The sequence below is a fragment of the Acetobacterium sp. genome (genome assembly GCF_039830195.1).
Taxonomy (GTDB): domain Bacteria; phylum Bacillota; class Clostridia; order Eubacteriales; family Eubacteriaceae; genus Acetobacterium.
Genome location: NZ_JBDODG010000006.1, coordinates 200,601 through 225,918, shown reverse-complemented (window position 1 = coordinate 225,918; position 25,318 = coordinate 200,601). Strand labels below are relative to the sequence as shown.

28 protein-coding genes are annotated in these 25,318 nt (G+C 44.1%); 22 read left to right on the top strand and 6 right to left on the bottom strand.

Annotated elements, in window-relative coordinates; genetic code table 11:
• The first annotated feature begins 97 nt into the window (after positions 1-97).
• From ABGU93_RS02250 to ABGU93_RS02185, 14 genes are all read left to right on the top strand, one after another.
• The gene (locus ABGU93_RS02250) at positions 98-688 is read left to right on the top strand and encodes a TetR/AcrR family transcriptional regulator (protein ID WP_347411880.1); all 591 of its coding nucleotides are present in this window, start codon (positions 98-100) and stop codon (positions 686-688) included.
• A gap of 17 nt (positions 689-705) precedes the next feature.
• Complete coding sequence (locus ABGU93_RS02245) at positions 706-2,781, top strand: chemotaxis protein CheA (protein WP_347411879.1); 2,076 nt, start codon at positions 706-708, stop codon at positions 2,779-2,781.
• A 17-nt stretch (positions 2,782-2,798) separates the two neighbouring features.
• Positions 2,799-3,305, top strand: coding sequence for a chemotaxis protein CheW (locus tag ABGU93_RS02240; RefSeq protein ID WP_347411878.1), 507 nt, complete (start codon positions 2,799-2,801; stop codon positions 3,303-3,305).
• A gap of 47 nt (positions 3,306-3,352) precedes the next feature.
• Complete coding sequence (locus ABGU93_RS02235; protein ID WP_347411877.1) at positions 3,353-5,032, top strand: methyl-accepting chemotaxis protein; 1,680 nt, start codon at positions 3,353-3,355, stop codon at positions 5,030-5,032.
• Between the two features lie 184 nt (positions 5,033-5,216).
• A complete protein-coding gene (locus ABGU93_RS02230; RefSeq protein ID WP_347411876.1) occupies positions 5,217-6,263 on the top strand; it encodes a chemotaxis response regulator protein-glutamate methylesterase in 1,047 nt (348 codons plus the stop codon).
• Positions 6,264-6,271: 8 nt separating this feature from the next.
• Entirely contained in the window at positions 6,272-6,742 is a 471-nt protein-coding gene (locus ABGU93_RS02225; RefSeq protein WP_347411875.1) for a chemotaxis protein CheD, read from the top strand.
• A gap of 58 nt (positions 6,743-6,800) precedes the next feature.
• Complete coding sequence (locus ABGU93_RS02220; protein WP_347411874.1) at positions 6,801-9,857, top strand: PAS domain S-box protein; 3,057 nt, start codon at positions 6,801-6,803, stop codon at positions 9,855-9,857.
• Positions 9,858-9,927: 70 nt separating this feature from the next.
• On the top strand, positions 9,928-10,332 hold the full coding sequence (locus ABGU93_RS02215; protein WP_347411873.1) for a response regulator: 405 nt from the start codon (positions 9,928-9,930) through the stop codon (positions 10,330-10,332).
• A gap of 16 nt (positions 10,333-10,348) precedes the next feature.
• On the top strand, positions 10,349-11,182 hold the full coding sequence (locus ABGU93_RS02210) for an HD-GYP domain-containing protein (protein ID WP_347411872.1): 834 nt from the start codon (positions 10,349-10,351) through the stop codon (positions 11,180-11,182).
• A 218-nt stretch (positions 11,183-11,400) separates the two neighbouring features.
• Positions 11,401-11,760 carry a metalloregulator ArsR/SmtB family transcription factor gene (locus ABGU93_RS02205; protein WP_347411871.1) on the top strand — a complete coding sequence of 120 codons (360 nt, stop codon included), beginning with the start codon at positions 11,401-11,403 and terminating at the stop codon, positions 11,758-11,760.
• A 26-nt stretch (positions 11,761-11,786) separates the two neighbouring features.
• On the top strand, positions 11,787-12,791 hold the full coding sequence (locus ABGU93_RS02200) for a permease (protein ID WP_347411870.1): 1,005 nt from the start codon (positions 11,787-11,789) through the stop codon (positions 12,789-12,791).
• A gap of 35 nt (positions 12,792-12,826) precedes the next feature.
• Positions 12,827-13,747, top strand: a complete 921-nt coding sequence (locus ABGU93_RS02195) for a cation diffusion facilitator family transporter (RefSeq protein WP_347411869.1) — start codon at positions 12,827-12,829, stop codon at positions 13,745-13,747.
• A 32-nt stretch (positions 13,748-13,779) separates the two neighbouring features.
• The gene (locus tag ABGU93_RS02190) at positions 13,780-14,652 is read left to right on the top strand and encodes a universal stress protein (protein ID WP_347411868.1); all 873 of its coding nucleotides are present in this window, start codon (positions 13,780-13,782) and stop codon (positions 14,650-14,652) included.
• A gap of 27 nt (positions 14,653-14,679) precedes the next feature.
• Positions 14,680-14,910: a thioredoxin family protein gene (locus tag ABGU93_RS02185; RefSeq protein ID WP_026394314.1), complete on the top strand. Its 231-nt coding sequence runs from the start codon at positions 14,680-14,682 to the stop codon at positions 14,908-14,910.
• A gap of 73 nt (positions 14,911-14,983) precedes the next feature.
• On the opposite strand, the gene ABGU93_RS02180 is transcribed toward ABGU93_RS02185, so the two are convergent.
• From ABGU93_RS02180 to ABGU93_RS02165, 4 genes are all read right to left on the bottom strand, one after another.
• The gene (locus tag ABGU93_RS02180) at positions 14,984-15,400 is read right to left on the bottom strand and encodes an arsenate reductase ArsC (RefSeq protein WP_347411867.1); all 417 of its coding nucleotides are present in this window, start codon (positions 15,398-15,400) and stop codon (positions 14,984-14,986) included.
• A gap of 23 nt (positions 15,401-15,423) precedes the next feature.
• On the bottom strand, positions 15,424-15,855 hold the full coding sequence (locus ABGU93_RS02175) for an arsenate reductase ArsC (protein ID WP_347411866.1): 432 nt from the start codon (positions 15,853-15,855) through the stop codon (positions 15,424-15,426).
• 205 nt (positions 15,856-16,060) lie between these two features.
• Positions 16,061-16,423 carry a putative zinc-binding protein gene (locus ABGU93_RS02170; RefSeq protein WP_347411865.1) on the bottom strand — a complete coding sequence of 121 codons (363 nt, stop codon included), beginning with the start codon at positions 16,421-16,423 and terminating at the stop codon, positions 16,061-16,063.
• A gap of 27 nt (positions 16,424-16,450) precedes the next feature.
• The gene (locus ABGU93_RS02165; protein ID WP_347411864.1) at positions 16,451-16,747 is read right to left on the bottom strand and encodes a metalloregulator ArsR/SmtB family transcription factor; all 297 of its coding nucleotides are present in this window, start codon (positions 16,745-16,747) and stop codon (positions 16,451-16,453) included.
• Between the two features lie 182 nt (positions 16,748-16,929).
• Here ABGU93_RS02165 and ABGU93_RS02160 point away from each other — a divergent pair, with 182 nt between their 5' ends.
• The 5 genes from ABGU93_RS02160 to ABGU93_RS02140 are packed head-to-tail and all read left to right on the top strand — an operon-like array spanning position 16,930 to position 19,262.
• The gene (locus ABGU93_RS02160) at positions 16,930-17,301 is read left to right on the top strand and encodes a hypothetical protein (protein WP_070371406.1); all 372 of its coding nucleotides are present in this window, start codon (positions 16,930-16,932) and stop codon (positions 17,299-17,301) included.
• A 2-nt stretch (positions 17,302-17,303) separates the two neighbouring features.
• Positions 17,304-17,618, top strand: coding sequence for a 4Fe-4S dicluster domain-containing protein (locus ABGU93_RS02155; protein WP_347411863.1), 315 nt, complete (start codon positions 17,304-17,306; stop codon positions 17,616-17,618).
• The gene (gcvH, locus tag ABGU93_RS02150; RefSeq protein ID WP_347411862.1) at positions 17,611-18,459 is read left to right on the top strand and encodes a glycine cleavage system protein GcvH; all 849 of its coding nucleotides are present in this window, start codon (positions 17,611-17,613) and stop codon (positions 18,457-18,459) included. The genes ABGU93_RS02155 and gcvH overlap by 8 nt, the downstream gene beginning before the upstream one ends.
• Entirely contained in the window at positions 18,452-18,853 is a 402-nt protein-coding gene (locus tag ABGU93_RS02145) for a putative zinc-binding protein (RefSeq protein ID WP_347411861.1), read from the top strand. The genes gcvH and ABGU93_RS02145 overlap by 8 nt, the downstream gene beginning before the upstream one ends.
• A gap of 1 nt (position 18,854) precedes the next feature.
• Entirely contained in the window at positions 18,855-19,262 is a 408-nt protein-coding gene (locus ABGU93_RS02140; protein WP_347411860.1) for a putative zinc-binding protein, read from the top strand.
• Positions 19,263-19,352: 90 nt separating this feature from the next.
• On the opposite strand, the gene ABGU93_RS02135 is transcribed toward ABGU93_RS02140, so the two are convergent.
• Both ABGU93_RS02135 and ABGU93_RS02130 read right to left on the bottom strand, forming a co-directional pair.
• Positions 19,353-19,892: a (Fe-S)-binding protein gene (locus tag ABGU93_RS02135; protein WP_347411859.1), complete on the bottom strand. Its 540-nt coding sequence runs from the start codon at positions 19,890-19,892 to the stop codon at positions 19,353-19,355.
• Positions 19,892-21,043: an aminotransferase class V-fold PLP-dependent enzyme gene (locus ABGU93_RS02130; RefSeq protein ID WP_347411858.1), complete on the bottom strand. Its 1,152-nt coding sequence runs from the start codon at positions 21,041-21,043 to the stop codon at positions 19,892-19,894. The genes ABGU93_RS02135 and ABGU93_RS02130 overlap by 1 nt, the downstream gene beginning before the upstream one ends.
• Positions 21,044-21,311: 268 nt before the next feature.
• On the opposite strand from ABGU93_RS02130, the gene lpdA reads away from it, so the two are divergent.
• The 3 genes from lpdA (at position 21,312) to ABGU93_RS02115 (ending at position 25,293) form a co-directional block, all read left to right on the top strand.
• Entirely contained in the window at positions 21,312-22,697 is a 1,386-nt protein-coding gene (lpdA, locus tag ABGU93_RS02125; protein WP_347411857.1) for a dihydrolipoyl dehydrogenase, read from the top strand.
• A gap of 92 nt (positions 22,698-22,789) precedes the next feature.
• A complete protein-coding gene (gene arsA / locus ABGU93_RS02120) occupies positions 22,790-24,505 on the top strand; it encodes an arsenical pump-driving ATPase (RefSeq protein WP_347411856.1) in 1,716 nt (571 codons plus the stop codon).
• 266 nt (positions 24,506-24,771) lie between these two features.
• A complete protein-coding gene (locus tag ABGU93_RS02115; RefSeq protein ID WP_347411855.1) occupies positions 24,772-25,293 on the top strand; it encodes a PadR family transcriptional regulator in 522 nt (173 codons plus the stop codon).
• Positions 25,294-25,318 lie beyond the last annotated feature (25 nt).

Genomic DNA, 25,318 nt, shown 5'->3' with positions numbered 1-25,318 from the left:
AAGCCTTAAAAGCGTCACATAAAAAGTTGACAATTAGAGAGAAAAGGGTATAATTCAAAACACAGGAGTAAGTATTCACTCCGGTAGGAGGAGCGCCATGCAAAAATCTTTGATAAAAAGGCATGAAAGCATTATCGTCTCAACCATCCAAACCTTAAATGAGGTTGGACTTCAAAATCTATCCACCAAAATGATTGCCAAACAGGAAGGTGTTTCCGAAGGAACCCTGTTTCGGCATTTTAAGACGAAGACTGATATTATGCTGGCGGTGGTGGATCATTTTTCGCAGTATGACGATGCGATCATTGAAACCTGTCACCAAAAGAACTTTTCGCCATTAGAAGCGATCCGCTATTTTTATAATGCCTATGCGGAATATTATCAGAACTACCCGGAAATCACCGTGGTGGTTCAAGCTTACGATAGCCTGATGTGCGATGCTGAACTGTCGGATAAAGTCAGTGCAATTATTTATAAACGATCCGATTTTATTACCAAAACGATCCAGGCAGCCATCGACCAGAAAATCATCCGCACCAATCTGGATCCGGCGGTACTGGAAAATATTCTCACCGGCGGCAGCAAGGAAATCTGTCTGAAATGGCGAATGGCCGGGTACCGTTTTTCGATCAAAGAAAAAACCGCGGAAATGGTCGAAATGCTGTTAAGTGGTTTTATCGAAAACTAAAACAAGGAGGGACGCGATTGGCAGAGCAGTATATGAATGATCCGATGCAGGAAGTTTTTATTTTTGAAACGTCCCAGCAATTGGAACAAATGGAACAGTCGGTGATTAAGACCGAAGCCCTGGGCAGCTATCCCAGCGAAACCATCAATGAAATATTTCGAATTATGCATACCATCAAAAGTTCGGCGGCGATGATGCTGATCAATAACATGTCGGTGGTGGCCCATACGACCGAAGATATGTTTTATTTTATCCGCGAAGAAAAGCCGCAGTCCATTGATGTTTCAACTCTTTCAGACCTGGTCTTTGAAGGGATTGACTTTATGAAAGGGGAACTGGAAAAAATAAAAAACGGAGCGGACGCCGATGGCAATCCGGAAATTTTGATTGATAAGATCAAAGCACACCTGAAGATTCTCAAAGAGAATAATAATCTGACTGATTCTCAGGCCGTTAATAATGAGCCGGTCACCGAAAAATATTATATCAGCTCCAACAAGGCGGCAAAAATCAGCGCCGTTAAAACCTATCAAACGATCCTTCAATTTGAAGAAAACTGCGGGATGGAAAACATCCGGGCATTTACCGTGGTTCATAATCTCAAAGACATCACCGATACCTTTACCAGTATTCCCGAGGATGTGATCAATGATCCGGATTGTGTAGAGATCATCAAACGGGATGGTTTTGCACTGCAAATTAGAACCTCGGAATCTCCGGAAAAACTGGAAGCTTTTTTCCGCACCATGGCCTTTATCGATCAGATTGAGATCACAGAAATGGATGAACTTCAGGAAATCCGGGAAGAGCTGAAGATCCTTGTTCAAGACGAAAATATCATGGTTCCGCAGCTTAAAAATCCGGCGATTGAACCGACTCCAGCCAGAGAAACTGCGGGGACCAACGGCAGTCACAGCCAGAGTATGATTTCGGTCAGTGTCGAAAAGCTGGATAAACTGATGAATCTGGTCGGGGAGATGGTCATTTCCGAAGCGATGGTCACCCAGAACCCGGATCTTAAAGGATTGGTACTGGATAATTTCAGTAAATCTGCCCGCCAGCTGAAAAAAATCACCAACGAACTCCAGGATATGGTGATGTCGATTCGGATGGTACCCCTGGGGCCGACTTTTTTTAAGATGAACCGGATTGTCCGGGACATCAGCAAAAAGCTGGGCAAAGAAATTAACCTGAAAATCCTCGGCGAAGAAACCGAGGTGGATAAAAATATCATTGAGCAGATTGGTGACCCGCTGATGCACATCGTCAGAAACTCGGCCGATCATGGCATTGAAACGGCAGAGAAGCGGATTCTTCAGGCCAAACCCCGGGCCGGCACCATTACCCTGGAAGCTAAAAACGCCGGCGGTGAGGTGTTGATCATCATTCGCGATGACGGCAAAGGTTTGAGTCGGGACGGGATTCTGGAAAAAGCCCGGGAAAACGGCGTCGTTGGTGAAGAAGCGGCCAATATGACCGATACCGAAGTATTCAATCTGATCTTTCTGCCCGGCTTTTCGACCAAGGAAGCGGTGACAGAGTTTTCCGGCCGGGGCGTTGGCATGGACGTGGTGGCCAAAAATATTGAAGCCGTGGGCGGCACTATTCTGGTTGAAAGTGTGGAAGGCCGGGGCACCACGATTACCCTGAAAATTCCCCTGACCCTGGCGATCATCGAAGGGATGAATATCCGGGTCGGGGAAAGCTGCTATACCCTGCCGATTATGTCCATCAAAGAATCTTTTATTCCCAAGGCCCAGGAGGTCTTCCGGGATACCGAGCAAAATGAGATGATTATGATCAGGGGTCAGTGCTATCCGATCATGCGGCTTAAAGAACATTACCAGGTCAAAACCGGAGCCACCCAGATTGAGGACGGCATTTTGATTATGCTGGAAGGGGAAACCAAAACCACCTGTCTTTTTGCCGATGAATTATTGGGTGAGCAGCAGGTGGTCGTGAAAACCCTGCCGAAGTATATTCAGCGAATGAAAAAAATCGAGGGGCTGGCCGGCTGTACCCTGCTGGGCGACGGCAACATCAGCCTGATTCTGGATGTCAACGGACTGACCCAGAAACGGCTTAAAAACTAAGTGAAGGAGGCGAAACGATGGCGGAAGAGTTTGATGAATTTGATGAGCTGGAGCTGGAAGAGGATGATGAAACCGAAGAAGGGAAGTATTTAACCTTTAATCTGGATAGTGAAGCCTATGGGCTGGAAATCACTTATGTCACGGAAATAGTCGGGATTCAGAAAATTACGGAAGTGCCGGAGTTGCCAGAATACGTCAAAGGGATTATGAGTCTCCGGGGACAGATCATTCCGTTGGTGGATGTGCGGCTTCGGTTTGGGAAACCCGGTCGTGACTACGACGAGCGGACCTGCGTGATCGTTGTTGAAATTTCTGATATCACGGTCGGACTGATCGTCGATGGGGTGGCTGAGGTCGTGGCCATACCCGAGGAAGAAATTGTTCCTCATCCGGATCTTGATGAAACGGACAGCCGGCAATTTGTGCGCGGCATCGGAAAAGTTGGAACAGCGGTTAAATTGATTCTGGACTGCCAGAAACTGCTTGAGGACGATGAAATGGAAAGTCCCAGTCAGGAAGCCTGATTTGTATATAAGTAAGCAAATAATAACTTTGATGGAGGAAACACAAAATGGAATTTTTTAAAAACCTGAAAATAAAACAAAAGCTGGTCACCTGTTTTATCGTACTGGCAGTGGTCACCGGAATTGTTGGGGTGTTTGGCATCTATACCATGAATACCATCAACACCCAGTCGGAAAACATGTATTACAATAACCTGGTGCCGTCGCAAAAACTGGCCAGTATTCATTCAGCTCTGGAAGATATCCGGGCCAATCAGCTGCTGGCAGTTTATGAACGCAATCCCGGTACTCTGCAAACTCGGCTGGATGCGATTAATGCCGCAGTCGAAAGTGATAATGCGCTGTTAAAAGAATATGAAGCCACCATTCAGGATGATGAAAATCGTGCGCTTTATACCACTCTGACCGAAAGTATGGCTTCCTACCGGGAATTGCGCAATGCCAATCTGGAATTGGTAAAGGTCCAAAAATATGATGAAGCGTTGGCGGGACTCAATGCTGTAACCCAGGCGCGAACAGTGGCTACTGAAGATCTGCAAAACCTGATCGATTACAACACAGAACTTTCGGAAGAAATTTTGACTCAGAATACGACTGACTTCAAAACTCAAAGCATGGTGATGATCATTTTTATCGTCGTCGGAATTGCCCTGGCAGTTGGTTTGGGACTGATGGTCGCCAATATGATCAGCAAACCGTTACGACGGATGGTTGATTCAGCTGAGGAAATTGCTAATGGTAATCTCGATGTGGATATCAAAATCGACAGCCGCGATGAAGTCGGTGAGTTGGGACTGGCCTTTGTAAAAATGACCGATCATATCAATGAAATCATGACCAATATTGATTCCGCGGCCGAACAGGTGGCTGCCGGGTCTAAACAGATTGCCGATTCCAGCATGGGATTATCCCAGGGTGCCACCGAACAGGCCAGCTCGATTGAACAACTGACCGCCTCCATCGAAGAAATTTCAGCCCAGACTCGCCTCAATGCCGATCACGCCAGCGAGGCCAATGAATTGGCGGAGATCACCAGAGAAAACGCCGTTCAGGGTAATAACGAAATGAAACGGATGCTGGACTCGATGGAAGAAATCAACGAATCATCAGCCAATATATCTAAAATTATCAAGGTTATTGATGAGATTGCCTTCCAGACCAATATTCTGGCCTTAAACGCCGCGGTGGAAGCCGCCCGGGCCCGACAGCATGGTAAAGGTTTTGCAGTGGTTGCCGAAGAAGTCAGAAATCTGGCGGCCCGATCAGCTGATGCTGCCAAAGAAACCACCCGGATGATTGAAGGATCGATAAAAAAAGTGGACGATGGCACCAAAATTGCCACCACCACCGCTGCTGCCCTGAATAAAATTGTCGATGATGTGGCTAAGGTCTCCGGCATTGTCGGAAATATTGCCACGGCTTCCAATGAACAGGCAATTGGCATCTCTCAGATCAACCAGGGTATTATGCAGGTCTCCGAAGTTGTTCAAATGAACTCCGCAACTTCCGAAGAAAGCGCCGCTGCCAGTGAAGAATTATCCAGTCAGGCCGAATTGTTAAGAGATCAGGCAGCCCGCTTTAGTCTTAAAAAAGGCGGTCACTTTGCCTACCAGGGAGCCGCAGAAGAAGTGATAGAAAGCCGCGGAGCCCGGAGAGAAACCGCCAATAATCCGATTTCAAAACCGACCCGAATTGCTTTGACCGACAATGAATTCGGCAAATATTGACAAATAGCCAGAAAATGGGTATACATAAAAATATGCACTTGGTGAAAACTAGAAAAACAACACTATAAAGCATCAAAAATTATCAGCTCAATATCGCCGGATCATCAATCCGGCGATTAGGACCCATTGGCTGATCACGGCGGGGTTCTAAACATTTCTTGAGCGGTCAGAAAGGATGAGAAAAATGCGAAAGAAAAACCAGATCAGCGTTCTCGTCGTTGATGACAGCAAGTCTTTTCGGGAAATGATGTCCCGAAAACTGTCCATTGACCCACAGATCCAGGTCGTTGCCACTGCCGCTGATGCCTTTGAGGCCCGGGATAAAATTCTTAAATATGATCTGGACCTGGTTGTCTGTGATCAGGAAATGCCCAAAATGAATGGCATCGAGTTTATTGAGCGGCTACTGCCCCAATATCCTTTGCCGGTGGTGATGATCAGCGATAATCAGATCGGCGCGGCGGCCAGACAGGCCGGCGCCCAGGATTTTGTCGAAAAACCCCATCCCCGATCAGCAAAAACAATGGCAGATTTTCTCGTTGAGCTGACCCTGAAGATCCGGCTGGCCGCCAGGATCAGGATTGTCCAGCCAGAAAAAAGCCCCGCCTCGCAAAGAAGCAACCACAATCACATACCACAAGCATCAGGCAATGGGCAGTCATCCGACCGGCTCATTGCTATTGGTGCGTCAACCGGCGGTACCGAAGCAATTTATCAGATTCTTAAAAATCTGCGGGCGGATTGTCCGGGAATCTTGATTGTCCAGCATATTCCACCGGTGTTTTCAAAAATGTTTGCTGAGCGGTTGGACACCCAAACCCCCTTACGTTGCAAAGAAGCCCAATCCGGAGATTATCTGGAACCGGGAAGGGTATATATTGCCCCCGGTGATCGGCATATGCAGATTAAACGGATCGGCCAGAAGTATCGGGTCGAAGTTTTTGCGGGAGAAAAAGTGAATGGCCATTGTCCTTCGGTGGATATGCTTTTTGATTCCGTGGCCCGGGAAGCCGGCCCGCGGGCAATTGGGGTACTACTGACGGGGATGGGTAATGACGGTGCCAAAGGACTCCTTGATATCCGCCGTCACGGCGGTTACACCATTGGCCAGGATGAGGCATCCTCGGTGGTCTATGGGATGAACAAGGTCGCCTATAACATCGGCGCCGTGGCGGTTCAGTCCGCCCTGGAAAACATTCATCATTGCATTTTTGCAGCATTAAAGGAATAGGTGAAGCTATGACAAAAATAATTGGAATCGGCGAAATGGCCATTTCCAACAATCACGACGATACCATTAAGACCTTTGCCTTAGGCTCATGTCTGGGGATCACAGCCTATTCACCGATCCGGAAAGTCGGAGGTATCATCCATATTGCCCTGCCCCGACCAGCGCGGATGGAAGATGCCGTCGACCGGCATTGCTATTATGCCACCACCGGATTGCCATATTTTATTCAGCAGTTTTCCAGTAATTACGGGTGTTTGAAAAATGAACTGGTGATTCGCATTTTTGGTGGCGCTGAATCGATGCGGCAGAATGATACTTTTAACGTCGGCCGACATAACCTGGAAATCACAAAAAGGATTCTCAAAGATATGAATCTGGGCATTCAATATGCTGAAACCGGAGCCCGAGTCAGCCGCACCATTGAACTGGAAGTAGCCAGTGGTGATATAAACATCTGGCATCAGAATATGATTATCTGATGGACAACCCATCGTAGCACTTAATATTACCGAGTAAAAGATAAAAGGGAGAGAGAAAATGTTAAAGGAGGAGCGATTGGATACGGAAGAGAATTTTATTCAGGAATTTAATGCCATAGCTGTGGGGGTGGTGGTGATCGATGAAAATGCCAAAGTCACCAAAGTCAATGATCCCTTGCTGAACTATTTCAATCGGAAAAGGGCAGACTTCATTGGCAAACAGTTTGGCGATGCGGTTCAGTGTAAAAGCAGCCGGTTAAACGAACTGGGCTGTGGTTTTGACCCGTCCTGTGAGTTCTGTGAACTGCGCAATGCCTTTGCAAAAGTACTGGAATCAGCCGCCGAACCGATCAAAATAGAATTTAAGAAAAGCATTTTTGTGGATGATGAAGAAAACGACTATTGGTTCAGAGTCAGCATTGCGCCGCTGCTTCGGGATCAGCAAAGAAATGCGGTAGTGACCTTTGTCGATATCACTGAGCGCAAAAACCGCGAGCTGTCGCTGGAACAGTCCCGGGATTATTATTACCGGATGTTTGAAAACTTCCCCACCCTGATCTGGAAAGCCGATCTGGAAGGTAATGTGGTTTATTTTAACCGTAGCTGGTCCTTATTCACCGGTAAGCAGAACGAAGACTATCTGGGGATAAAGTGGCTGGATCTGATTCATCCCGAGGACCGGAAGCTTTATCAGGAAATGAAAAACCAGGCTTTCCGCAGTAAAAAATCCTTTACGATTCAGTATCGAATTCGTCATGCCAGCGGCAAGTATCGCTGGGTCGAAGGGATCTACAGCCCGTCCTTCGAGGTGGACGGCAGTTACGGTGGTTATATCGGCATTGGGATTGATATTACCGATCGCAAGAGTCTGGAAGAAGGATTGATCCGCTATAAAATGCTGGCCGAAAAGGTCCGGGATACCATTCTTTTTGTCGAAATCAGTGGTCAGATAATCGATGCCAATAATGCGGCTGTCGAACTTTATGGTTACAAACGGGAGGAACTGCTTAAACTTACAGTCTTTGATTTGATTGAGGGCGGACGGTCGGTGGCCGTCGAAGAGATGAAAAATGGTGAAAAGGATGGGGTCTTTTTTGAAACTGTCCATAAACGCCAGGACGGAACCCAATTTCCCGTTGAAGTCAGTGCCAAAACCACCACGATCATCGATAAGCGGGTGATTATCTGTATTATTCGGGATATTTCCGAACGAAAAGATTCTGAAAATGCCCTGATTGACAGCGAAGAAAAGTTTCGCCAGGTTTTTCATAATTCGTCAGATGCCATCTTTGTTCAGGAAACCAATGAGGATGGATGTCATGGCCGCCTGATTGAGGTCAATCAGACCGCCGGGGATATGTTTAACTACACCTACGAGGAATTCTTCGGATTTGCCGACCCGGTTTTCAAATTGATGGATTCACCTGATGTTGGCCAGAATTATTGCCATGAATTGCAGGAAAAAAATCAGGTTGCGATCAAGACCATCGCCAAACGGAAGGATGGATCAACCCTGCCCGTTGAAGTCTTATGTAGCCATTGTTATTTGAATGAAAAAAAAGTGGCCATTACCATCGTCCGGGATATCAGCGAGCGGCTGGCCGTGGAGCAGGCCTTAAAACTGGCCAAGGAAGAAGCAGAATCCGCCAATCAGGCCAAGAGTGAATTCTTGGCCAATATGAGCCATGAAATCAGAACCCCGTTAAATGGGATTGTGGGTATGGTCAATCTCATGCGTTTATCAAATTTAAATCAGGAACAGCAGGAGAATATTAAAATTATCAAAACCTGTGTCAATGCCTTGCTTAATGTGATCAATGATATTCTCGATTTTTCAAAAATGGAAGCCGGGAAACTGGAGATTAAAAAGAAAAACTGTGATATTAAAGCCCTGGTGGAACACACCATCAAAGCTCAGTCCCCGGTGGCAGCCGGCAAGGGAATCGAACTCAACTACGCTTTTTCCGCGGCCGTGCCCCAATTTGTGATGGGCGATTTTCATCGGATTCAGCAGATTCTCAACAACCTGATCAGTAACGCCATCAAATTTACGGATGACGGTGAGGTCTGGGTCAAGGTTAAAAGCCAGGCGATAACCGACGAACAGGTTGAACTGCTCTTTGTCGTTGAAGATACCGGCATCGGCATTGCCGAAGAAAACCGGCAGCGGATTTTTGAAAGCTTCAGTCAGGTGGATGGTTCATTTACCCGGCGATTCGGAGGCACTGGTTTGGGCCTCGCCATAACCCGACAATTGGTGGAACTGATGGGCGGAAAAATATGGGTCGAAAGTACCGAAGGCGTGGGCAGCCGCTTCTATTTCCAGCTTTCCTTTGAACCTGGTTCAGACGAAGACCGCCAACCGGAAAAACATCCCGATTATTTTAAGATCAACCAGCAATATAAAATACTACTGACTGAAGATGACAAGGTCAATCAATTGGTTATTTCCCGAATGCTCAATGAATGCGGCTATGGGGTGGATATTGCCGGTAATGGTTATGAGGCGGTGGAAATGGCCGGTCAAAATAACTACGACATCATCTTAATGGATATTCAAATGCCAGAAATGGACGGGATTGAAGCCACTAAGCGAATCCGGGAAATCAATCAGAATATACCGATTCTGGCCATTACGGCCTATGCTCTCCACGGCGACCGGGAAAAATTCCTGTCCCAGGGAATGGATGGCTACATCTCCAAACCCATCAAAGTGGAAAAGCTGGTGGAGGAGATTGAAAAGTGTATTAGCCATAAAGAAGCGACCCGGCAATCCGGAGATTTTAAAATGCATATTGATGCCAATGGCGAAATCATCATTCAGGAAATAAACGCGTCGGATGGTCTGATCGGGAAGGTTTATGATGAGGAAAAGGAAGATCAACTGGCTGAACTGATCAACGAATTAAACGATCAGGTGGCAGCTGGAAAACTGGAAGACTTGGAAAAACTTGCGAACCAGATCAAAAAACTGGCGATTGTCATGGACATTGAAGATTTAAAAGTGGTTGCCTTTAAAATCGAACTGGATATTCGGCGAGGAAATTTTGAAGCTGCCGCTGGAAAGGTCAGTCAGATTAATCATATTTACGCCGTCTACAAAAAAACAGTATAATTGCGAATAAAGACAATCGATAAAAGCGACCAGATTAAATAAAACAGTAAAAGAAAGGTTAGGAATAGAAATGAAAATATTAATTGTGGAAGATGACATGGTAAGCCGACGTTTTTTTGGGAAATTTTTGGCCCAATATGGAGAATGTGATATTGTCGTGGATGGGATGGAGGCCCTGGATGCCTATCTGATTGGCATCAAAGAAGAAGATCCCTATGACCTGATCTGCCTGGATATTATGATGCCAAAGGTGGATGGGGTCAAGGTCCTTAAAGCCATCCGGGATTTTGAAGTGCAACGGGGAATCCTACCTGAAAACAAAGTGAAGATCATTATCATTACCGCTCTGGCCGATACCGAGTTCGTCAATACTGCCTTTGAGCTGGGCTGTGAAGCCTATGCCGCCAAACCGGTTGATACCGATAAACTGGTAGAAGTCATGAATAAACTAGGTGTGATCAAAGTCGATCAGTAAAAAATATGGGGTAAAAATGGGAATTCTAGAAGATCACATTAATAATTATACACGGTTTGAACAGGGCGCTGATCAAACAATGCACCATGATAGTAAACGGGAAAAAACTGGATATCCGCTGTCTCATTATCTGTGTGATCTTAACGAAAGCATGACCGAACAGCTCAATCGCAAGATGCTGGTGGAACTGAAAAAAAACCTCAGTAATGTGTTGTTTCAGAAAGAGTACACCTACACCCATGTGACCCAGTTTATGGCTCATATGTATGAAAGCATCGCAGGTAATCCGACTATTCTTAAAGCCCTGGAACTGATCAAAGAAATGGATGAATACACCTTTACTCACAGTGTCAATACGGCCTTTTATTCAATGTTTATCGCAATGTGGATGGGCTTGGGAGAACAGGACATCATCAATGCCACCCAGGCAGGATTTCTGCATGACATCGGGAAGATATATATTCCCGCGGCAATATTAAACAAGCCTGGGGCCTTAACCCGGGAGGAATATGAAATCATCCAGCTGCATCCGCTTTACGGTTATTCGCTGCTTAATGAATTCAGCGAATTCAATCTGGCGGTCAAACGGGCGGTCCTGTTTCACCATGAGCGGATCGACGCCAAAGGCTATCCGCTGTGCGCTACCGATGATTATGTGGGACTTTTACCAAAAATCATCGCCGTCGCCGATGTCTATGACGCCATGACCACCAATCGCATTTATAAAAAAGGGAAAACCGCCCTGGAGGCTATTGACTATCTGAGTCATCAGGGGCGGAGCCAACTGGATAATGTGGTATTGCTACATTTTCTGAATAATATCCCGGTTTATGATTTCAAAACGTCATAAATTATAGAGAAAAATATAAAATAATTTCGGCAGCTAGATCTGGGACATTATCCAGAAACAGCTGCTTTTTTATTTCACTGTATCTTCTCGACCACTAGGTTGACTGATTTTTATAAAGAGCTTGACAAGTTTGAGTAGTAGGTATATTATAATCATATGCTTATGTAAGTATATGATTAACAAACAGGTTCTACCTGTAAATGTGAAAGGAGTATCAGATGAAACCACTCATCGATATATTTAAAATCCTGTCAGATGAGACAAGGCTTCGGATTATTGTTCTGCTGGCCCAAAATGAATTGTGTGTTTGCGAACTCAGCTATATTTTGGACGTTTCTCAGCCCAACATCTCAAAAAATCTGACGAAGCTAAAAGAGTTAAATCTCGTTACTTCGCAACGAAGAGAGAAATTTATTTTCTATAAGATAAAGACTGATAATGAGATTTTGAACCATATATTAAAAGATATAATAGATAATATTGCGGTTTATCCGCAGCTTGTTATTGATCAAAAAAAAAATATCGATAATCAAAAACTATTGGATCAATGCTGTAACCATCATACGATCCAATTATAAATTAAAAAAAGTTAGGAGATGATCTTATGTTTGTATTTGAATGGTTAAATAATCAATTACTGAAAATGGAGTGGCTCAGCTATTTAGTGGCTCAGCTGGTCCAAAATGTATTTGGACTGGATCCCCAGAGTCAGGTGGGCGGGAGCATTCATTTTTTTATTTATGATGTCATTAAAATTTTTATCCTACTGTCCGTTCTGGTTTTCATGATTTCTTATATTCAGAGTTTTTTTCCGCCGGAACGAACCCGGAAGATCCTCGGTAATTTCAAAGGCGTTCCAGCCAATATTCTCGGAGCGTTGCTGGGGACCATTACACCTTTTTGTTCCTGTTCATCAATCCCGCTGTTTATCGGCTTTACCAGCGCAGGTTTACCCATTGGTGTTACCTTTTCATTTCTGATTTCATCGCCACTGGTTGATCTGGCTTCTGTCATTATGCTTGCCAGCATCTTCAACTGGCAAATAGCCATTGCCTATGTCATTGTTGGTTTAATATTGGCAGTGATCGGCGGCACCATCATCGGTAAATCAAATCTTGAAGATTATGTGGAACCATTTGTTTATAGCAATAAGATGATCGAAATGGATCAGGAATCCTTAACAATTAAGGATCGCATGACCTTTGCAAAAGATCAGGTCTTGGAGATTATACAAAAAGTATGGCTATATGTCTTGATTGGGGTAGGGATTGGAGCAGTGATTCATAATTGGATACCGGAAGATATTATCTCAGCAGTGCTGGGAGAAGATAAGTGGTACTCGGTACTGATTGCAACATTAGTCGGGATCCCCATGTATGCCGATATCTTTGGGACGCTCCCTATCGCTGAAGCGCTGGTTTCAAAAGGCGCTGGCCTTGGCACTGTCTTGGCATTTATGATGGCAGTTACCGCATTGTCGCTACCATCGATAATTATGCTAAAAAAAGTGGTTAAAACCAAATTGCTGGTTATTTTTGTGGGAATCGTCGCGGCCGGAATTTTGATTATCGGTTATAGTTTTAATGCTTTTAGTTATCTATTCTTGTAAGAAATTTTGATATCGATGAAAGACAGGAGATAAAAATGGAAGATAATCATGACCATGATCATGAACAGGGCGGGCACAGCCATGATCATTCTAATCTATCCGGTAAAAAAATATTTTGGGTGACGGTATTAAATGCGATTATTACCGCGACTGAAATCATCGGCGGTATTCTTTCAGGGAGTTTAGCCTTGCTGTCAGATGCTTTACATAATTTAAGTGACACGATTGCCATTGCTCTTTCGTATTTTGCCAATCGCTTGGCTCAAAAATCCCGGGATGAAAAGCGAACCTATGGATATAAACGCGCTGAAATCCTGGCTGCCCTGGTAAATGGAAGCGTATTGCTGGTTTTATCGGTTTTGTTGATTATTGAAGCCTTCAAACGGTGGCAGTCGCCGGAAACCATCAATGGGATGATGATGATCGTGGTTGCCCTGGTAGGACTACTTGCCAATTTTATTGCTGTTTTTTTATTAGAAAAAGATTCGCACCATAATTTAAATATTAAATCCAGCTATTTACACCTAATCAGTGACACCGTTTCTTCAATTGGTGTGCTGATTGGGGGTGTTGCGATTCAGCTATGGGGCATTGTCTGGATTGATCCATTGATCACAGCCCTGATTTCGGTCTATATTATTCGGGAAACCTGGCAGATCATCAAAAAAACGGTCAATATTCTGATGCAGTCCGCGGCAGTACTGGATTATGAAGCCATCAAAACGGAAATTGAAAAAATAGCAAAAGTCAAGAACATTCATCATGTTCATACCTGGATGTCCGATGAGAAGACCATTTACTTCGAAGCCCATATCGAAATGGAAGATATGCCATTGTCTGAGGTTTGTCAAGTTACCAATCAAATTGAGCATATGCTTAAGGAAAAAGAAGGGATTTATCATGTTACATTGCAGGCAGAGGTAGATAAGTGTTGTGATAAACAGCTGTTTAAATAATAATTGATTAATTTCACAAAGGAGGAATTATTATGTTCAGTCGAATTGTTATTGCATCAGAAATGTCTCCAGCTGCTTTTAATATGCTGCATTGTCTGGAAAGAATGAAGGGACTGGGAGTCAAAGAGTGTCTGCTGGTGCAATATCTGAGTCCCCATGACCTGGATGCGAAGATCTCATCGTTTTATACGGCCATTGTTGAAGAAAATCTTAGTCAGCAGAAAGCACTACTGGAAAAAATGGGATATACGGTCAATACCCGGGTGGCGACCGGTTATATTAAAAACGAAATCAACCGCATTGCCGTCGAAGAAGATTATTCGATGATGGTTGTCGGGGCCCCGGAACACTCGATGGCTGGGGAAGTTTTCTTTGGCGGCACCGCCCATGAAGTGATTCTGCATGCTCAGAAACCGGTGCTTTTGATTCGTATTGTTAACGAACAGGAAGCGCGTTTAAAACTGATCGAATCCTGTAATCTGATTGAACACGTTCTGTTTCCCACTGATTTTTCCGAAAACGCAAAAAAAGCCTTTGAGGTCGTCAAAAAAATGGTAATGGACGGGGTTAAAAAGGTTACCCTGATCCATGTCATTGACAAGGCGGTGGTGGATCCCTATCTCAAAGAAAGTTTGGAGGATTTTATCCGTTTGGATAATACCAGACTTCAGACAATGAAAGTGGAACTGCAAACGATGGGAAATGTGGAAGTGGATGTGCAGCTGCCCGTCGGTTCGCCCTCGGGAGAGATCATCAAAACAGTCAAGGATGAAAATATTTCGATGGTTGTGATGGGCTCGCAGGGGCGCGGCTTTTTAAATGAAGTTTTTTTAGGGAGTGTCAGCCACCAGGTGGCCAGACATTCATCAGCATCGATACTGTTAATTCCCGCTAATCGGGAATAGCATAAAATAGTTTGAAGGAGAAATGATATGATTGTTAAAGTTTTAGGACCAGGTTGTAAAAATTGTAAAAAGTTGGAAGCAAACACAAAAGAAGCGCTGCAGGAGCTGGGGATAGAAGCCACGATTGAAAAAGTCGAAAGCATGGAAGAAATTATGGCTTATGGGATTATGTCAACGCCGGCATTGGTGGTTGATGAAAAGGTCAAGTTTTCAGGCAAGATCCCTTCAGTTAAAGAGTTGAAAAAATATCTGCAGTAGTATAAGAACTATATCAGCAAAGAACAAAAGATCGGTTGGAGGATGAAATCCAACCGGTCTTTTGTAGGTGGGGTTAAAATAGCTTAAGTTTATCATCCTTGATCAACTCAGCCAGTTTTTTCACATTTGCTTCAATCTGATCAATAATTGCCATAAATTCTGTATCGCTTTTTCCAGACGGATCATCCGGTCCCCAGTCTTCCACGTAACGGCTGGGCAGGTAGGGGCAGACGACATTGCATCCCATTTTGATGACAATATCAATAGGTGGAAGATCAGTCAGCAGTTTAGAATGCTGGGTAGCTTCCATATCGATGTCATACCGTTCTTTGATCAACCGGACGGCATCCTGATTGATTTGCGGTTTGGTCTCGGTTCCGGCGGAATAGCTGTCAAAGACATCACTGGCAAATTTTTTGCCCAGGGCTTCGGCCATCTGGCTGCGGCAGGAATTATGGACACAGATAAAGGCAACTGTGGGTTTGTTCATTATTTTCTCCTGTTTTTTATAATCTAAATTGAATCTTTGTAGGTGTTAATCAGATCGATGACGTTTTCGCGGATTTTATATCGTAGATGGCGGGCCTGTTCAAGCTGTTCCGCTTCGGTACCAATAAAATCGGCCGGATCTTCAAAGGGCCAGTTAAGCACATTCATAGCCAGCGGAAAAACCGGACAGCGCTGACCATTTTCCAGATCACAGACCTTAACGATAATGGAATACAGGCGTCCTTCCTTAAAATAATCAAACACCGAATTGGTCTTGTTTTGACTGAGATCATAGCCGACTTCAGCCATCACTTTGACAATCAGGGGATTGATGGTGCCTGGTTCCAGACCGGCACTTTCGGCAATGAAATAGTCTTTCCCTAAATCATTTAAAAAAGCCTCAGCCATCTGGCTTCTGGCGGAATTATGAACACAAACGAAAAGAACTTTAATCATATTTCTGACTCCTCGTATAATAAAGATTTGGCTATAAGCATAACACAATCAAAAAATGCGAACGAGACAAGTTGTGTTAAATTTTGAAATTTGATTAGAAACAATTTCATACAAAAAACACCCGGCAGACTTGTGCTATGCCTGCCGGGTGTTCTGCTGAATGCTCGTAGTTTAATAGTCAATGTTATGAGTAGAACATCCGCGATTAATAACTTGCAATAATTTTATCAAGAGCCTTCTGGACATGTTCGATTTCTGCTTCAATATCTTCCAGATTGGCATATTTTTCATTGTGTTTGACATCATAATCCGGGGTCATCACAATTTCGTCATAGAGTTCATACCCCATGTCTTCATATGCCATGGAGGCACAGGTCGAGGGACAGCCATTCAGCGAAATGTACTTTTCATTGTCACCAGCTGCTTCAACCTCCTGGAGAATGTTCATGCTAACGTGGGGGAGGATGGTGATATTTTCCTCATCAATGATGCCAAAATACTGGGCAACAGTTTTTGTCATCATACTGACATTGCAATGCCCGGGACAGGGATAAATCTTAAGTTTCATCATGGTTACCTGCTTTCATTTGTTTTTTTAATAATCCAGTGTTTCAAAATATTCTTCAACGGTTTGATCCATGGCATTTAGCAGTCTTGAGATACCTTTTAGTTTCACACGATAATGCACTTCAACACCGATTTTTTTGCTTTCCAGTATTCCTGCTTCACGGAGAATTTTCAAATGCTGAGATAGATTAGCCTGACTGAAATCAAAAGAAAGGTTGAGATCACACACACAAAGTGACGTGTCCAGGAGTGATTTTACTATTTGCAAACGAATGGGATGTCCCAGTGCTTTAAAAATTTTTACGGATACCTCTTCAGAATTCATGAGCGACCTCTTTTCTTTTGATGGTTAAATTAAGACGAACAGAATCGGTTAATTCAATAACATTATAAGCAATTGCTTATGATAAAGCAATCTTTATCTTTTGCGCTTGACACCCAGAAACGAGAGGCGTATAATGATTTTATCCATAAGGAAATAATTATATTACATAAGAGGTGGACGATATGAGTCAAGAATTACCAGGTTTTATTATGTGCGTCTGTACCGGAAAATGTCCTGGATTTCAGGCCATGGATATTTGGGATTTTATCAATCAGGTACGGGTGGAGTTGCCGGTCGAATACGCCTTTATTCATCCGCAGCTTTGTGAGGAAGATGGCGATCGCTTTTTAGCCGATTTTTTAAAGTCTCATCGAAAGGTAATCATTGGTGCCTGCGCGCCCAATATGCAGCGTAAAATGTTTAAGGATGCCTTTAAAGAAGCCGGCCTTAATATAGAAGAAGATGCCGTGATGCTGGACATCCGCGATATGACCAATGAAAAAGCCTTTGAAGTGGTGGAAAACAAGCTGGAAGAAATGGGATACGAGGTATAGTCATGAGTGAATCAACTTTTATGGGTGTCGAACGGGATCGGATCGATTGGTCTCCCCGAATTGATTTTACAAAATGCAACGATTGTATGGACTGTGTGGAATTTTGTCCCCATCAGGTTTTTGAAGTGGATGAAAATGCCAAACCGAAACTGAAGGTCAAGAACCCCAATAACTGTGTGGTTTTCTGTCGCGCTTGCAGTAAAACCTGTGGACCGGATGCGATTACCTTTCCTGACAAAACAGAAACCACCAAGATGATTAAAGCCATCCGAAAGGCAGAAAAAGCGGCAGAAAAAGAGGCTGAAGCTAATGAGTAAGTCTATATGTGTATTACCCTGTAATGGACTGGATAAATGTGCCGGCGACCTGTCCCGACGAGTGGCCCTGGAACTGGCTCAAGCTGAAGAAGTGGAGCTGATCTGTCCGGTTTTATTAAATCAGAACAGCAGCCGTTACGAAAAAGCCCTGTCCGCTGGTGACTTAACCGTCATTGATGGTTGCAATACTCGCTGTGCCAGTAAACTGACCGGGGATTTGGATCTTGCCATCAAAGAAAAAGTCAATATCAGCGAGGTTGCCAAGGCTCAGGATATCAAACTGGGAGTCGAGATCCGGGACGATCAGGACACCCAGGCAGTCGTTCAGGCGGTGCTGGAAAAACTAAACAGTTCCGTTGCAGATCAGGCTGAATCGGAGTTTATTGAGCCGGAATCGATCGACTATAATACCTTTTCTCACGGCAAATTCATTTTCAAAGTACCAAAGGCCAATTATTTTTTCAACGAAAATGATTGTTGGGTGACGGTATCAGGGAATATGGCTCGGGTGGGGGTCAGCGATTATGTGCAACAAAATTTGTCCGATATTCTCTATGTGGATCCGCCGGAAATCGGTGATGAATTCGAACAGTTTGACGATTTGGGCAGCATCGAATCCAGCAAAGCGGTATTTGAAATTATTTCACCGGTCTCTGGCACCGTGGTTGCCGTAAATACCAGCTTAAATGATGCCCCGGAACAGGTCAACGAAAGTCCCTATGAAAAGGGCTGGCTGGTGGAAGTTCGCCTCAGTGATTTTGAAGAGGATCAGGATCTGCTTCATAATTGTCCGGCCTATTTTGAATTTTTACAACGAAAGGTAGCAGAAATCGATGTCTAAAATTAAAGTTATACCCTGTAGCGGGATTGGAAAAGTATTTGGGCTATTGGCCCGGGAGTCGGTGTTAATGGTGACTGAGGAGAAATGCCCCAATGATACCGAAACCCTCTGTCTGGCCCATGTGGTCACCGGCGATGATGAAGTGGTAGCAAAAATTAAAGGTGAAACCTGCATAACCATGGATGGCTGCGCCAAATACTGCGCCAAGAAAAGCGTCGAAGAAACCGGTGGTAATGTCGTAAAAAGTCATAAGGTGCCGGATTTTATGAAAGCCCATCGAGGCGAAGAACATGGCAGCGGAACCGCTCTTACTGACGATGGCTGGAAATACGCGGAAGAACTGGCCGAAATTTTAGTTGCAGACGTCAAAGAAATAAAAGCAGGGGTGAACTGATATGATAACGAATAAAATTGGGGTTATTTCATGCAGCGGTGAAGAATGTCTCGGGGGGACGATTTCCCGGTTAGCGGTAAGAAAAATGATGGAAGAACTGAAACCCGGGATGGTATCCACCTTATGTCTGCCATTATTTATTGCCGGTGATGGCGGGGAACGGGAATTTGCCGAAAAATATCCCACCATTGCCGTAGATGGCTGTTCAAAATGTTGTGCCAAACGGGCCATTGAAAAATATAGTAATGCCGTAGCTGGTAGTGTCGATGTCGCTGAGATTATTGGCGAAGCCAAAGCCCTTGATAAACCGCTGTCCACCCGGAATCTTACCGATGAGCACATGGAATATGTGAAGCAAACAGCTGATAAAACCTGTCAAATTTTTGATGAGATTTTAGCAAAGCAATAAAACCATAAAAAGCTAATAATAAAAAAGCCAGATCATCGACAGCGAAGATCTGGCTTTTCTTGTGCGGTGATTAAATTTTCATGAAATGATTCAGTCGGTTTCATAACCAAGCAGCTGGAGATGGGCTTCCAGGCTTAAATAATTGGGGGCATATTCTTCTTCTTTCATCAGGGTACACTGATTTAGTCGACTGGTGCCTAAAATCAGTTTGGAAGCAAAGGCCATACAGGAACCCTGACCACAGACCTTGCAGCCAATTTTCTTGGGTAACAATTTATAAAGCTGAATCGCGCTGGGGCGCTCCCGGGTTTCTTCGTTGGGCTCGATGGAATCTTTGTTATCCCAGGTCTCATTGATCAGATTATAGATATGATCAATCATTTCATAACACTGAGCTTCGTTGGTTAACTGGGTGCAGGTAAGATTTCGATCATGAATATTGATAATATGACTACCGATCTTATAGGTAAAGGTATGCGCTGAGGGAATATAAAGTCCGGTTTTAATCACGGTATTGAGATAAGGCATCACTTCAGGGACTGGATTGCTGAGTTTAGCACGAAATTTAATCCGACCACCACCAGTGGTACAGGGCTTGATATAAATGAGACTGATTGTTGAGAGGTACATTAGTTATTCTCCTTTAGATAAGATTTTAATCCATTAATCAGGGCATCAATATGAGCTTTCTCGTTAAAATAGCCGATGCCGACTCGACAGGTTCCCCGGGTAACTGTACCAATCAGACGATGGGCACTGGGTGCACAGTGCAAGCCGGAACGGATCATCACATGGCACTCCTGATCCAGATAAAAAGCGATTTCTTCGGGGACGTGACCTTCGATGTTAAAAGGAATAACACCAACGGTTTGGGAAGAATCACGGGGACCGTAAATTTCAATGCCGGGGACAGTAGTCAATGCGTTTAGTGCATAATCCATCAGGGTATCTTCTTTATCACGGATTGTATTCAGGCCTTCAGCTTCCAGAAACGCCAGGGCCGCGCCCAGACCGATAATGCCGCTGACATTCATGGTACCGGCCTCCAGATGGTTGGGATAATAATCTGGCTGGTATTCATAGGCCGAATCACCGCCAGTGCCGCCGGAGATGAGCGGATGGATTTCGGCATCGCAATTTACGATCAAGCCGCCGGTACCCATGGGACCTAAAAGGCTTTTATGTCCGGTAAAGGCCAGCAGATCAATGTTCTGCGCCTGGACATCAATGGGCACAACCCCGGCAGTCTGAGCGGCATCCACCAGAAAAAGGATGTTTTTCTTGCGGGCTAAGGCGCCGATTTCAGCAATCGGTTGGATGGTCCCCAGTACATTAGAGGCATGGGTGAAGACGATGATTTTAGTGTCCGGCGTGATCGCCGCTTCCACATCCCGGATGTCGGTTTCGCCCTGGGCGGTAGCCGGGACTACCGATATATAAATCCCCAGATCACGTTCCAGGGTTTTCAGACATCGCCAGACGGCGTTGTGCTCCAGAGAACTGGTGACCACATGATCTCCGGGTTTTAAGATTCCCTGGAGAGCCAGGTTTATTGATTCAGTAACAGAAGAGGTGAAGACCACCGTTTTTGGGTCGTTATGGTTAAAGAGTTTTGCCAGGCTTTTTCTGGTCTGATAGACCAAACCATCAGCCAGTATGGCTTTTTCGTAGGAGCCGCGGCCGGAAGTCCCGCCATTATTGACAATATAATCGTAAATTGCTTCGGGTACAGCCTTTGGTTTGGGAAAGGTGGTTGCAGCGTTATCCAAATAAATATCCATAAAAAACTCCTTCTATAATCAAATAATAATATGCTTAGTTGTTTCCTTTATCATAGTCGCTAATAATAAATTCGTCAATAAAATTAACAGGTAGAATTTAGGTTGATAAAAATTCTGATGGCATGATTCGGATTGGAAAAGGGGTAAAAATATTACGGTTGACAAATTGGGATGAACACGATATCGTATGAACAAGATATCATATGAACATGCGGTTATTTGAATGATAATAACATAAAATAATCAGATAGCTAAAAAAGGAGTAACAATGAAAATTACTATTATCGGTGCTGGTCCGGGCGGATACGAGGCCGCCATTATGGCATCAAAATTAGGTGCAGAAGTGACAGTTATTGAAAAAAACGAGGTTGGCGGCACATGCCTGAATGTTGGTTGTATTCCGACCAAGGCGTTGCTGGCCTCGTCAGATGTTTTGACGACTTCATTGGAAGCCGAGAAGTTTGGGGTTTTTAATGATCATACGACTGCCGATCTAGAGCAAATAATTGAGCGAAAAGATAAATTGGTATCTGGTTTAGTCAAGGGGATCGAATTTCTTTTCGAATCAAACGGTGTTAATCTGGTTCGCGGTAGTGGCAAAATGATCGACTCAAAAACGGTAGAAGTGAAGCGTAATGATGGTGCAGTTGAAACACTGGTGAGTGATAAAATTTTATTAGCAACCGGTTCAGTCCCTATCTGTCCGGAAATGTTTCATTATGATGGCAAAAAAGTGATTACCAGCACGGAGGCATTAGCGTTAAAAACCCCGCCAAAATCGATGATTGTTGTTGGCGGTGGCGTCATCGGGTGTGAACTGGGACAATTTTTTAGTCGACTGGGGACGCAGATAACGATCGTGGAAATGGCTGATCAGATATTAATATCCGAGGACGAGAGTGTTGCAAAACAACTATTACGACAATTTAAACGGGAAAAAATAAAAGTATTGACAGCCAATGGTGTTGCGGACGTGAATGTCCAGGACTCCGGGGTGGAGGTGACATTGACGAATGGTAAAACTTTAGAAGCGGAGATGATGCTACTTTCGATTGGACGATCCAGCTTTTCAAAAGGACTCAATCTGGAAGCTGTAGGAATTATAGTTGATCAGAAGGGTCATATACCAGTCGATGATCGACTGGAAACCAGTGTCAAAGGGATTTATGCCGTAGGGGATCTTATTAATACCCCCTATTTGGCCCATGTCGCATCTAAAGAAGGTATTATTGCGGCAGAAAATATGTTGGGGGAAAATAAAACGGGCGTTCATAAAGCGATCCCCCGATGTGTGTATACGCAACCCCAGGTTGCCGCCGTTGGGGTAACAGAAAAAGAAGCCCAGCAACGGGGGATTCCTTATAAAATCGGTAGCTTTGATTTTAGATCACTGGGAAAAGCTCAAATCATTGCTAAAATCCAGGGACAGATTAAAATTATTGTTGATGAAAAAGATGTGATTATCGGCGCTTCGATTGTTGGGCCTGAGGCGACCGAGCTCCTGACAGAGTTAACGATGGCAGTACACCTCGGGTTAACGGCTGAAGTACTAGGGGATGTGATTCACCCTCACCCAACCTTGTCTGAAGCGATCATGGAAGCCCTTCATGATGTTCATGGAAAATCAATCAATAAGGTAGCATTGCGGCTATAAACTAAAAAAAACTTGACATGTTCGCATGAAAGAGTTATCATATGAACATAAAGGCATATGAATTTATGTTCATATAAGAAAGAAGGCCCATGATGTACAAAAATTTTTCACCCGATAATGTTAACTTAACTAAATATTTATTTTATACCGGAAAAGGCGGCGTCGGTAAAACCTCCACGGCCTGTGCAACGGCAGTGAGTCTTGCCGATCAGGGAAAGAAAGTATTCCTGGTCAGTACCGACCCGGCTTCTAATTTACAAGATGTTTTTGAAACAGAACTAACCGGACAAGGCGTTCCGATTAAAAACGTTCCCAATTTAATGGTTGCCAACCTGGATCCCATCCAGGCTGCCGAAGAATACAAGGAATCCGTGGTCGGCCCATATCGAGGGAAACTACCAGATGTGGCTATTGCCAGTATGGAAGAACAGTTGGCGGGTTCCTGTACCGTTGAGATTGCCGCCTTTAACGAATTTTCCCGATTCATTACCGATGAGAAAATGAACAAAGATTATGATTATATTATCTTTGACACAGCCCCTACTGGCCATACCCTGAGGATGCTGCAATTACCTTCAGCCTGGGACAGCTTTATTGACGATAGTACCCACGGGGCTTCCTGTCTGGGGCAGTTATCTGGTTTAACCGAGCAAAAGAAAATGTACGAAAAAGCCGTACGAACTCTATCCGATGGCAATTTGACTACCTTGATTCTGGTTTCGCGACCGGAACCATCCCCACTGGCAGAAGCCGCCAGAGCGTCAAAGGAATTAAAAGAGATTGGTGTTGAAAATCAAATTCTGATTATCAACGGAGCGCTGGAGAACTTTGATGAAACAGATGAGATCGCCACGGCTTTCTACGGCAAGCAAAAAGATGCCGTCAAAAATATTCCGAACAGTTTAAAGACCTTGGACATTTATACCCTGCCGCTGCGTGCATATAATGTTGCTGGGGTAGACAATATCCGTCGTTTATTTACCGAAGATGATGTGATTGAAGTGGAAAAAGTTCGAGAAATCAGTGACTTGCCCGGCTTAGACAGACTAGTCAAAGATATGTACAACACAAATAAAAAAGTTATCTTCACCATGGGTAAAGGCGGCGTTGGAAAAACTACTATCGCAGCCGCCATTGCGCTGGGCTTATCAAAAATGGGAAAGAAAGTTTATCTGACTACTACCGATCCGGCTGGTCATATGAGTGCAGCTACGATGGGCGGTGAAAATATCATCGTCAGTAATATCGACGAAGCCGAAGAATTGCAAAAATATCGGGATGAAGTCATTGGAAAAGCAAAAGCAGCTAACATGAGTCAGAATGACATTGATTATATTATTGAAGATCTGGAATCCCCTTGCACTCAGGAAATCGCTGTATTCAGAGCCTTTGCTGAACAGGTAGAAAAAGCCGAAGATGGGGTAGTTGTGATCGATACCGCGCCAACCGGCCATACCTTACTGCTGCTTAACTCCACCGAGAGCTATCATAAAGAAATGCAGCGATCCAATGCAGAAATTCCTGATTCTGTTGTCAATCTGTTACCGCGTCTGCAAAATCAGGCCGAAACAGAAGTTGTTATTGTGGCGTTGCCAGAAGCAACACCGGTTTTTGAAGCACTCCGATTAGAAGCTGATTTAAAACGTGCCGGTATTCTGAATAAATGGTGGGTAATGAACGCCAGTCTGTTGGCCACCGACACCAAGGATCCTTTCTTACGGGCAAGAGCTAATAACGAAGAAAAATGGATTAAACGAATCGCTGAAGAGACTAAAGGAAACTATGTAGTTATTCCCTGGAAAAAGTGAACAGCTGCAATGCGATCAGAAATTAAAAAATTCTATCGACCTATTTAAAAACATATACAATTGCATTGCGAATCGATTCTTTTTCGAGTACACTTAAGAGAATCAATCTTCTTGAACGTTGATAAAATTAGGAAGATGTATCATTATAAAGGTTTAAGTCCTGTTAAAATGGATACAAAACAACAAAAAGGAAAGAGATGATGCTCTTAAGGCATGATCAGGTGGCTTGAATTGGATAAGAAAAATAGTTGTGAGAGCAGGACGGCATGTTAGAATTTGCAATCCTTGGCTTTTTATTGGATCGGGACATGACTGGCTATGATATCAAGCAAATGATGGTTACACGGACCTCGAATTTTATCGATGCCAGTTTTGGCAGTATTTATCCAATGCTGAAAAGACTCGAAAAGGTTGGTCTGATTACATTTGCAGAAATTGTTGAAGGCAACCGGTTTAAAAAAATATATACAATTACCCCCAGAGGTCGGGAACATTTTATCGAATGGCTACAAACACCCTGCACATTCTCGCCTTTTAATCTGGAATTTTTAGCAAAACTGTTTTTTTATAAGCATTTAAAGAAAAATGATGCGATTCTCAATATCGAACTATTCCGTGGGACAGTTCAGGATGCGATGGAAAAACTTTCGGAAATCGAAAGGGCTACCGGTGATGGGATGGACCCTTTTGAATATGCCAGCCTTCAGTTTGGCAGGACCTATTACGAGATGGTTTTGAACTGGCATGAAAAGCTCATTGACGATTTGAAACGAACGCCGCTGGAATAAGTGGGTAAAAAATAACCGTACATCT

Bases quoted from the DNA above. Each gene is read 5' to 3' on its own strand.
- ABGU93_RS02220 (WP_347411874.1), top strand. From the start codon at position 6,801: ATGTTAAAGGAGGAGCGATTGGATACGGAAGAGAATTTTATTCAGGAA.
- lpdA (WP_347411857.1), top strand. From the start codon at position 21,312: ATGAAAATTACTATTATCGGTGCTGGTCCGGGCGGATACGAGGCCGCC.
- ABGU93_RS02185 (WP_026394314.1), top strand. From the start codon at position 14,680: ATGATTGTTAAAGTTTTAGGACCAGGTTGTAAAAATTGTAAAAAGTTG.
- ABGU93_RS02210 (WP_347411872.1), top strand. From the start codon at position 10,349: ATGGGAATTCTAGAAGATCACATTAATAATTATACACGGTTTGAACAG.
- ABGU93_RS02215 (WP_347411873.1), top strand. From the start codon at position 9,928: ATGAAAATATTAATTGTGGAAGATGACATGGTAAGCCGACGTTTTTTT.
- ABGU93_RS02230 (WP_347411876.1), top strand. From the start codon at position 5,217: ATGCGAAAGAAAAACCAGATCAGCGTTCTCGTCGTTGATGACAGCAAG.
- ABGU93_RS02140 (WP_347411860.1), top strand. From the start codon at position 18,855: ATGATAACGAATAAAATTGGGGTTATTTCATGCAGCGGTGAAGAATGT.
- ABGU93_RS02205 (WP_347411871.1), top strand. From the start codon at position 11,401: ATGAAACCACTCATCGATATATTTAAAATCCTGTCAGATGAGACAAGG.
- ABGU93_RS02190 (WP_347411868.1), top strand. From the start codon at position 13,780: ATGTTCAGTCGAATTGTTATTGCATCAGAAATGTCTCCAGCTGCTTTT.
- ABGU93_RS02250 (WP_347411880.1), top strand. From the start codon at position 98: ATGCAAAAATCTTTGATAAAAAGGCATGAAAGCATTATCGTCTCAACC.
- ABGU93_RS02115 (WP_347411855.1), top strand. From the start codon at position 24,772: ATGTTAGAATTTGCAATCCTTGGCTTTTTATTGGATCGGGACATGACT.
- ABGU93_RS02180 (WP_347411867.1), bottom strand. From the start codon at position 15,400: ATGAACAAACCCACAGTTGCCTTTATCTGTGTCCATAATTCCTGCCGC.
- ABGU93_RS02195 (WP_347411869.1), top strand. From the start codon at position 12,827: ATGGAAGATAATCATGACCATGATCATGAACAGGGCGGGCACAGCCAT.
- ABGU93_RS02175 (WP_347411866.1), bottom strand. From the start codon at position 15,855: ATGATTAAAGTTCTTTTCGTTTGTGTTCATAATTCCGCCAGAAGCCAG.
- ABGU93_RS02170 (WP_347411865.1), bottom strand. From the start codon at position 16,423: ATGAAACTTAAGATTTATCCCTGTCCCGGGCATTGCAATGTCAGTATG.
- ABGU93_RS02235 (WP_347411877.1), top strand. From the start codon at position 3,353: ATGGAATTTTTTAAAAACCTGAAAATAAAACAAAAGCTGGTCACCTGT.
- ABGU93_RS02135 (WP_347411859.1), bottom strand. From the start codon at position 19,892: ATGTACCTCTCAACAATCAGTCTCATTTATATCAAGCCCTGTACCACT.
- ABGU93_RS02200 (WP_347411870.1), top strand. From the start codon at position 11,787: ATGTTTGTATTTGAATGGTTAAATAATCAATTACTGAAAATGGAGTGG.
- gcvH (WP_347411862.1), top strand. From the start codon at position 17,611: ATGAGTAAGTCTATATGTGTATTACCCTGTAATGGACTGGATAAATGT.
- ABGU93_RS02165 (WP_347411864.1), bottom strand. From the start codon at position 16,747: ATGAATTCTGAAGAGGTATCCGTAAAAATTTTTAAAGCACTGGGACAT.
- ABGU93_RS02155 (WP_347411863.1), top strand. From the start codon at position 17,304: ATGAGTGAATCAACTTTTATGGGTGTCGAACGGGATCGGATCGATTGG.
- ABGU93_RS02225 (WP_347411875.1), top strand. From the start codon at position 6,272: ATGACAAAAATAATTGGAATCGGCGAAATGGCCATTTCCAACAATCAC.
- ABGU93_RS02240 (WP_347411878.1), top strand. From the start codon at position 2,799: ATGGCGGAAGAGTTTGATGAATTTGATGAGCTGGAGCTGGAAGAGGAT.
- ABGU93_RS02130 (WP_347411858.1), bottom strand. From the start codon at position 21,043: ATGGATATTTATTTGGATAACGCTGCAACCACCTTTCCCAAACCAAAG.
- ABGU93_RS02160 (WP_070371406.1), top strand. From the start codon at position 16,930: ATGAGTCAAGAATTACCAGGTTTTATTATGTGCGTCTGTACCGGAAAA.
- arsA (WP_347411856.1), top strand. From the start codon at position 22,790: ATGTACAAAAATTTTTCACCCGATAATGTTAACTTAACTAAATATTTA.
- ABGU93_RS02145 (WP_347411861.1), top strand. From the start codon at position 18,452: ATGTCTAAAATTAAAGTTATACCCTGTAGCGGGATTGGAAAAGTATTT.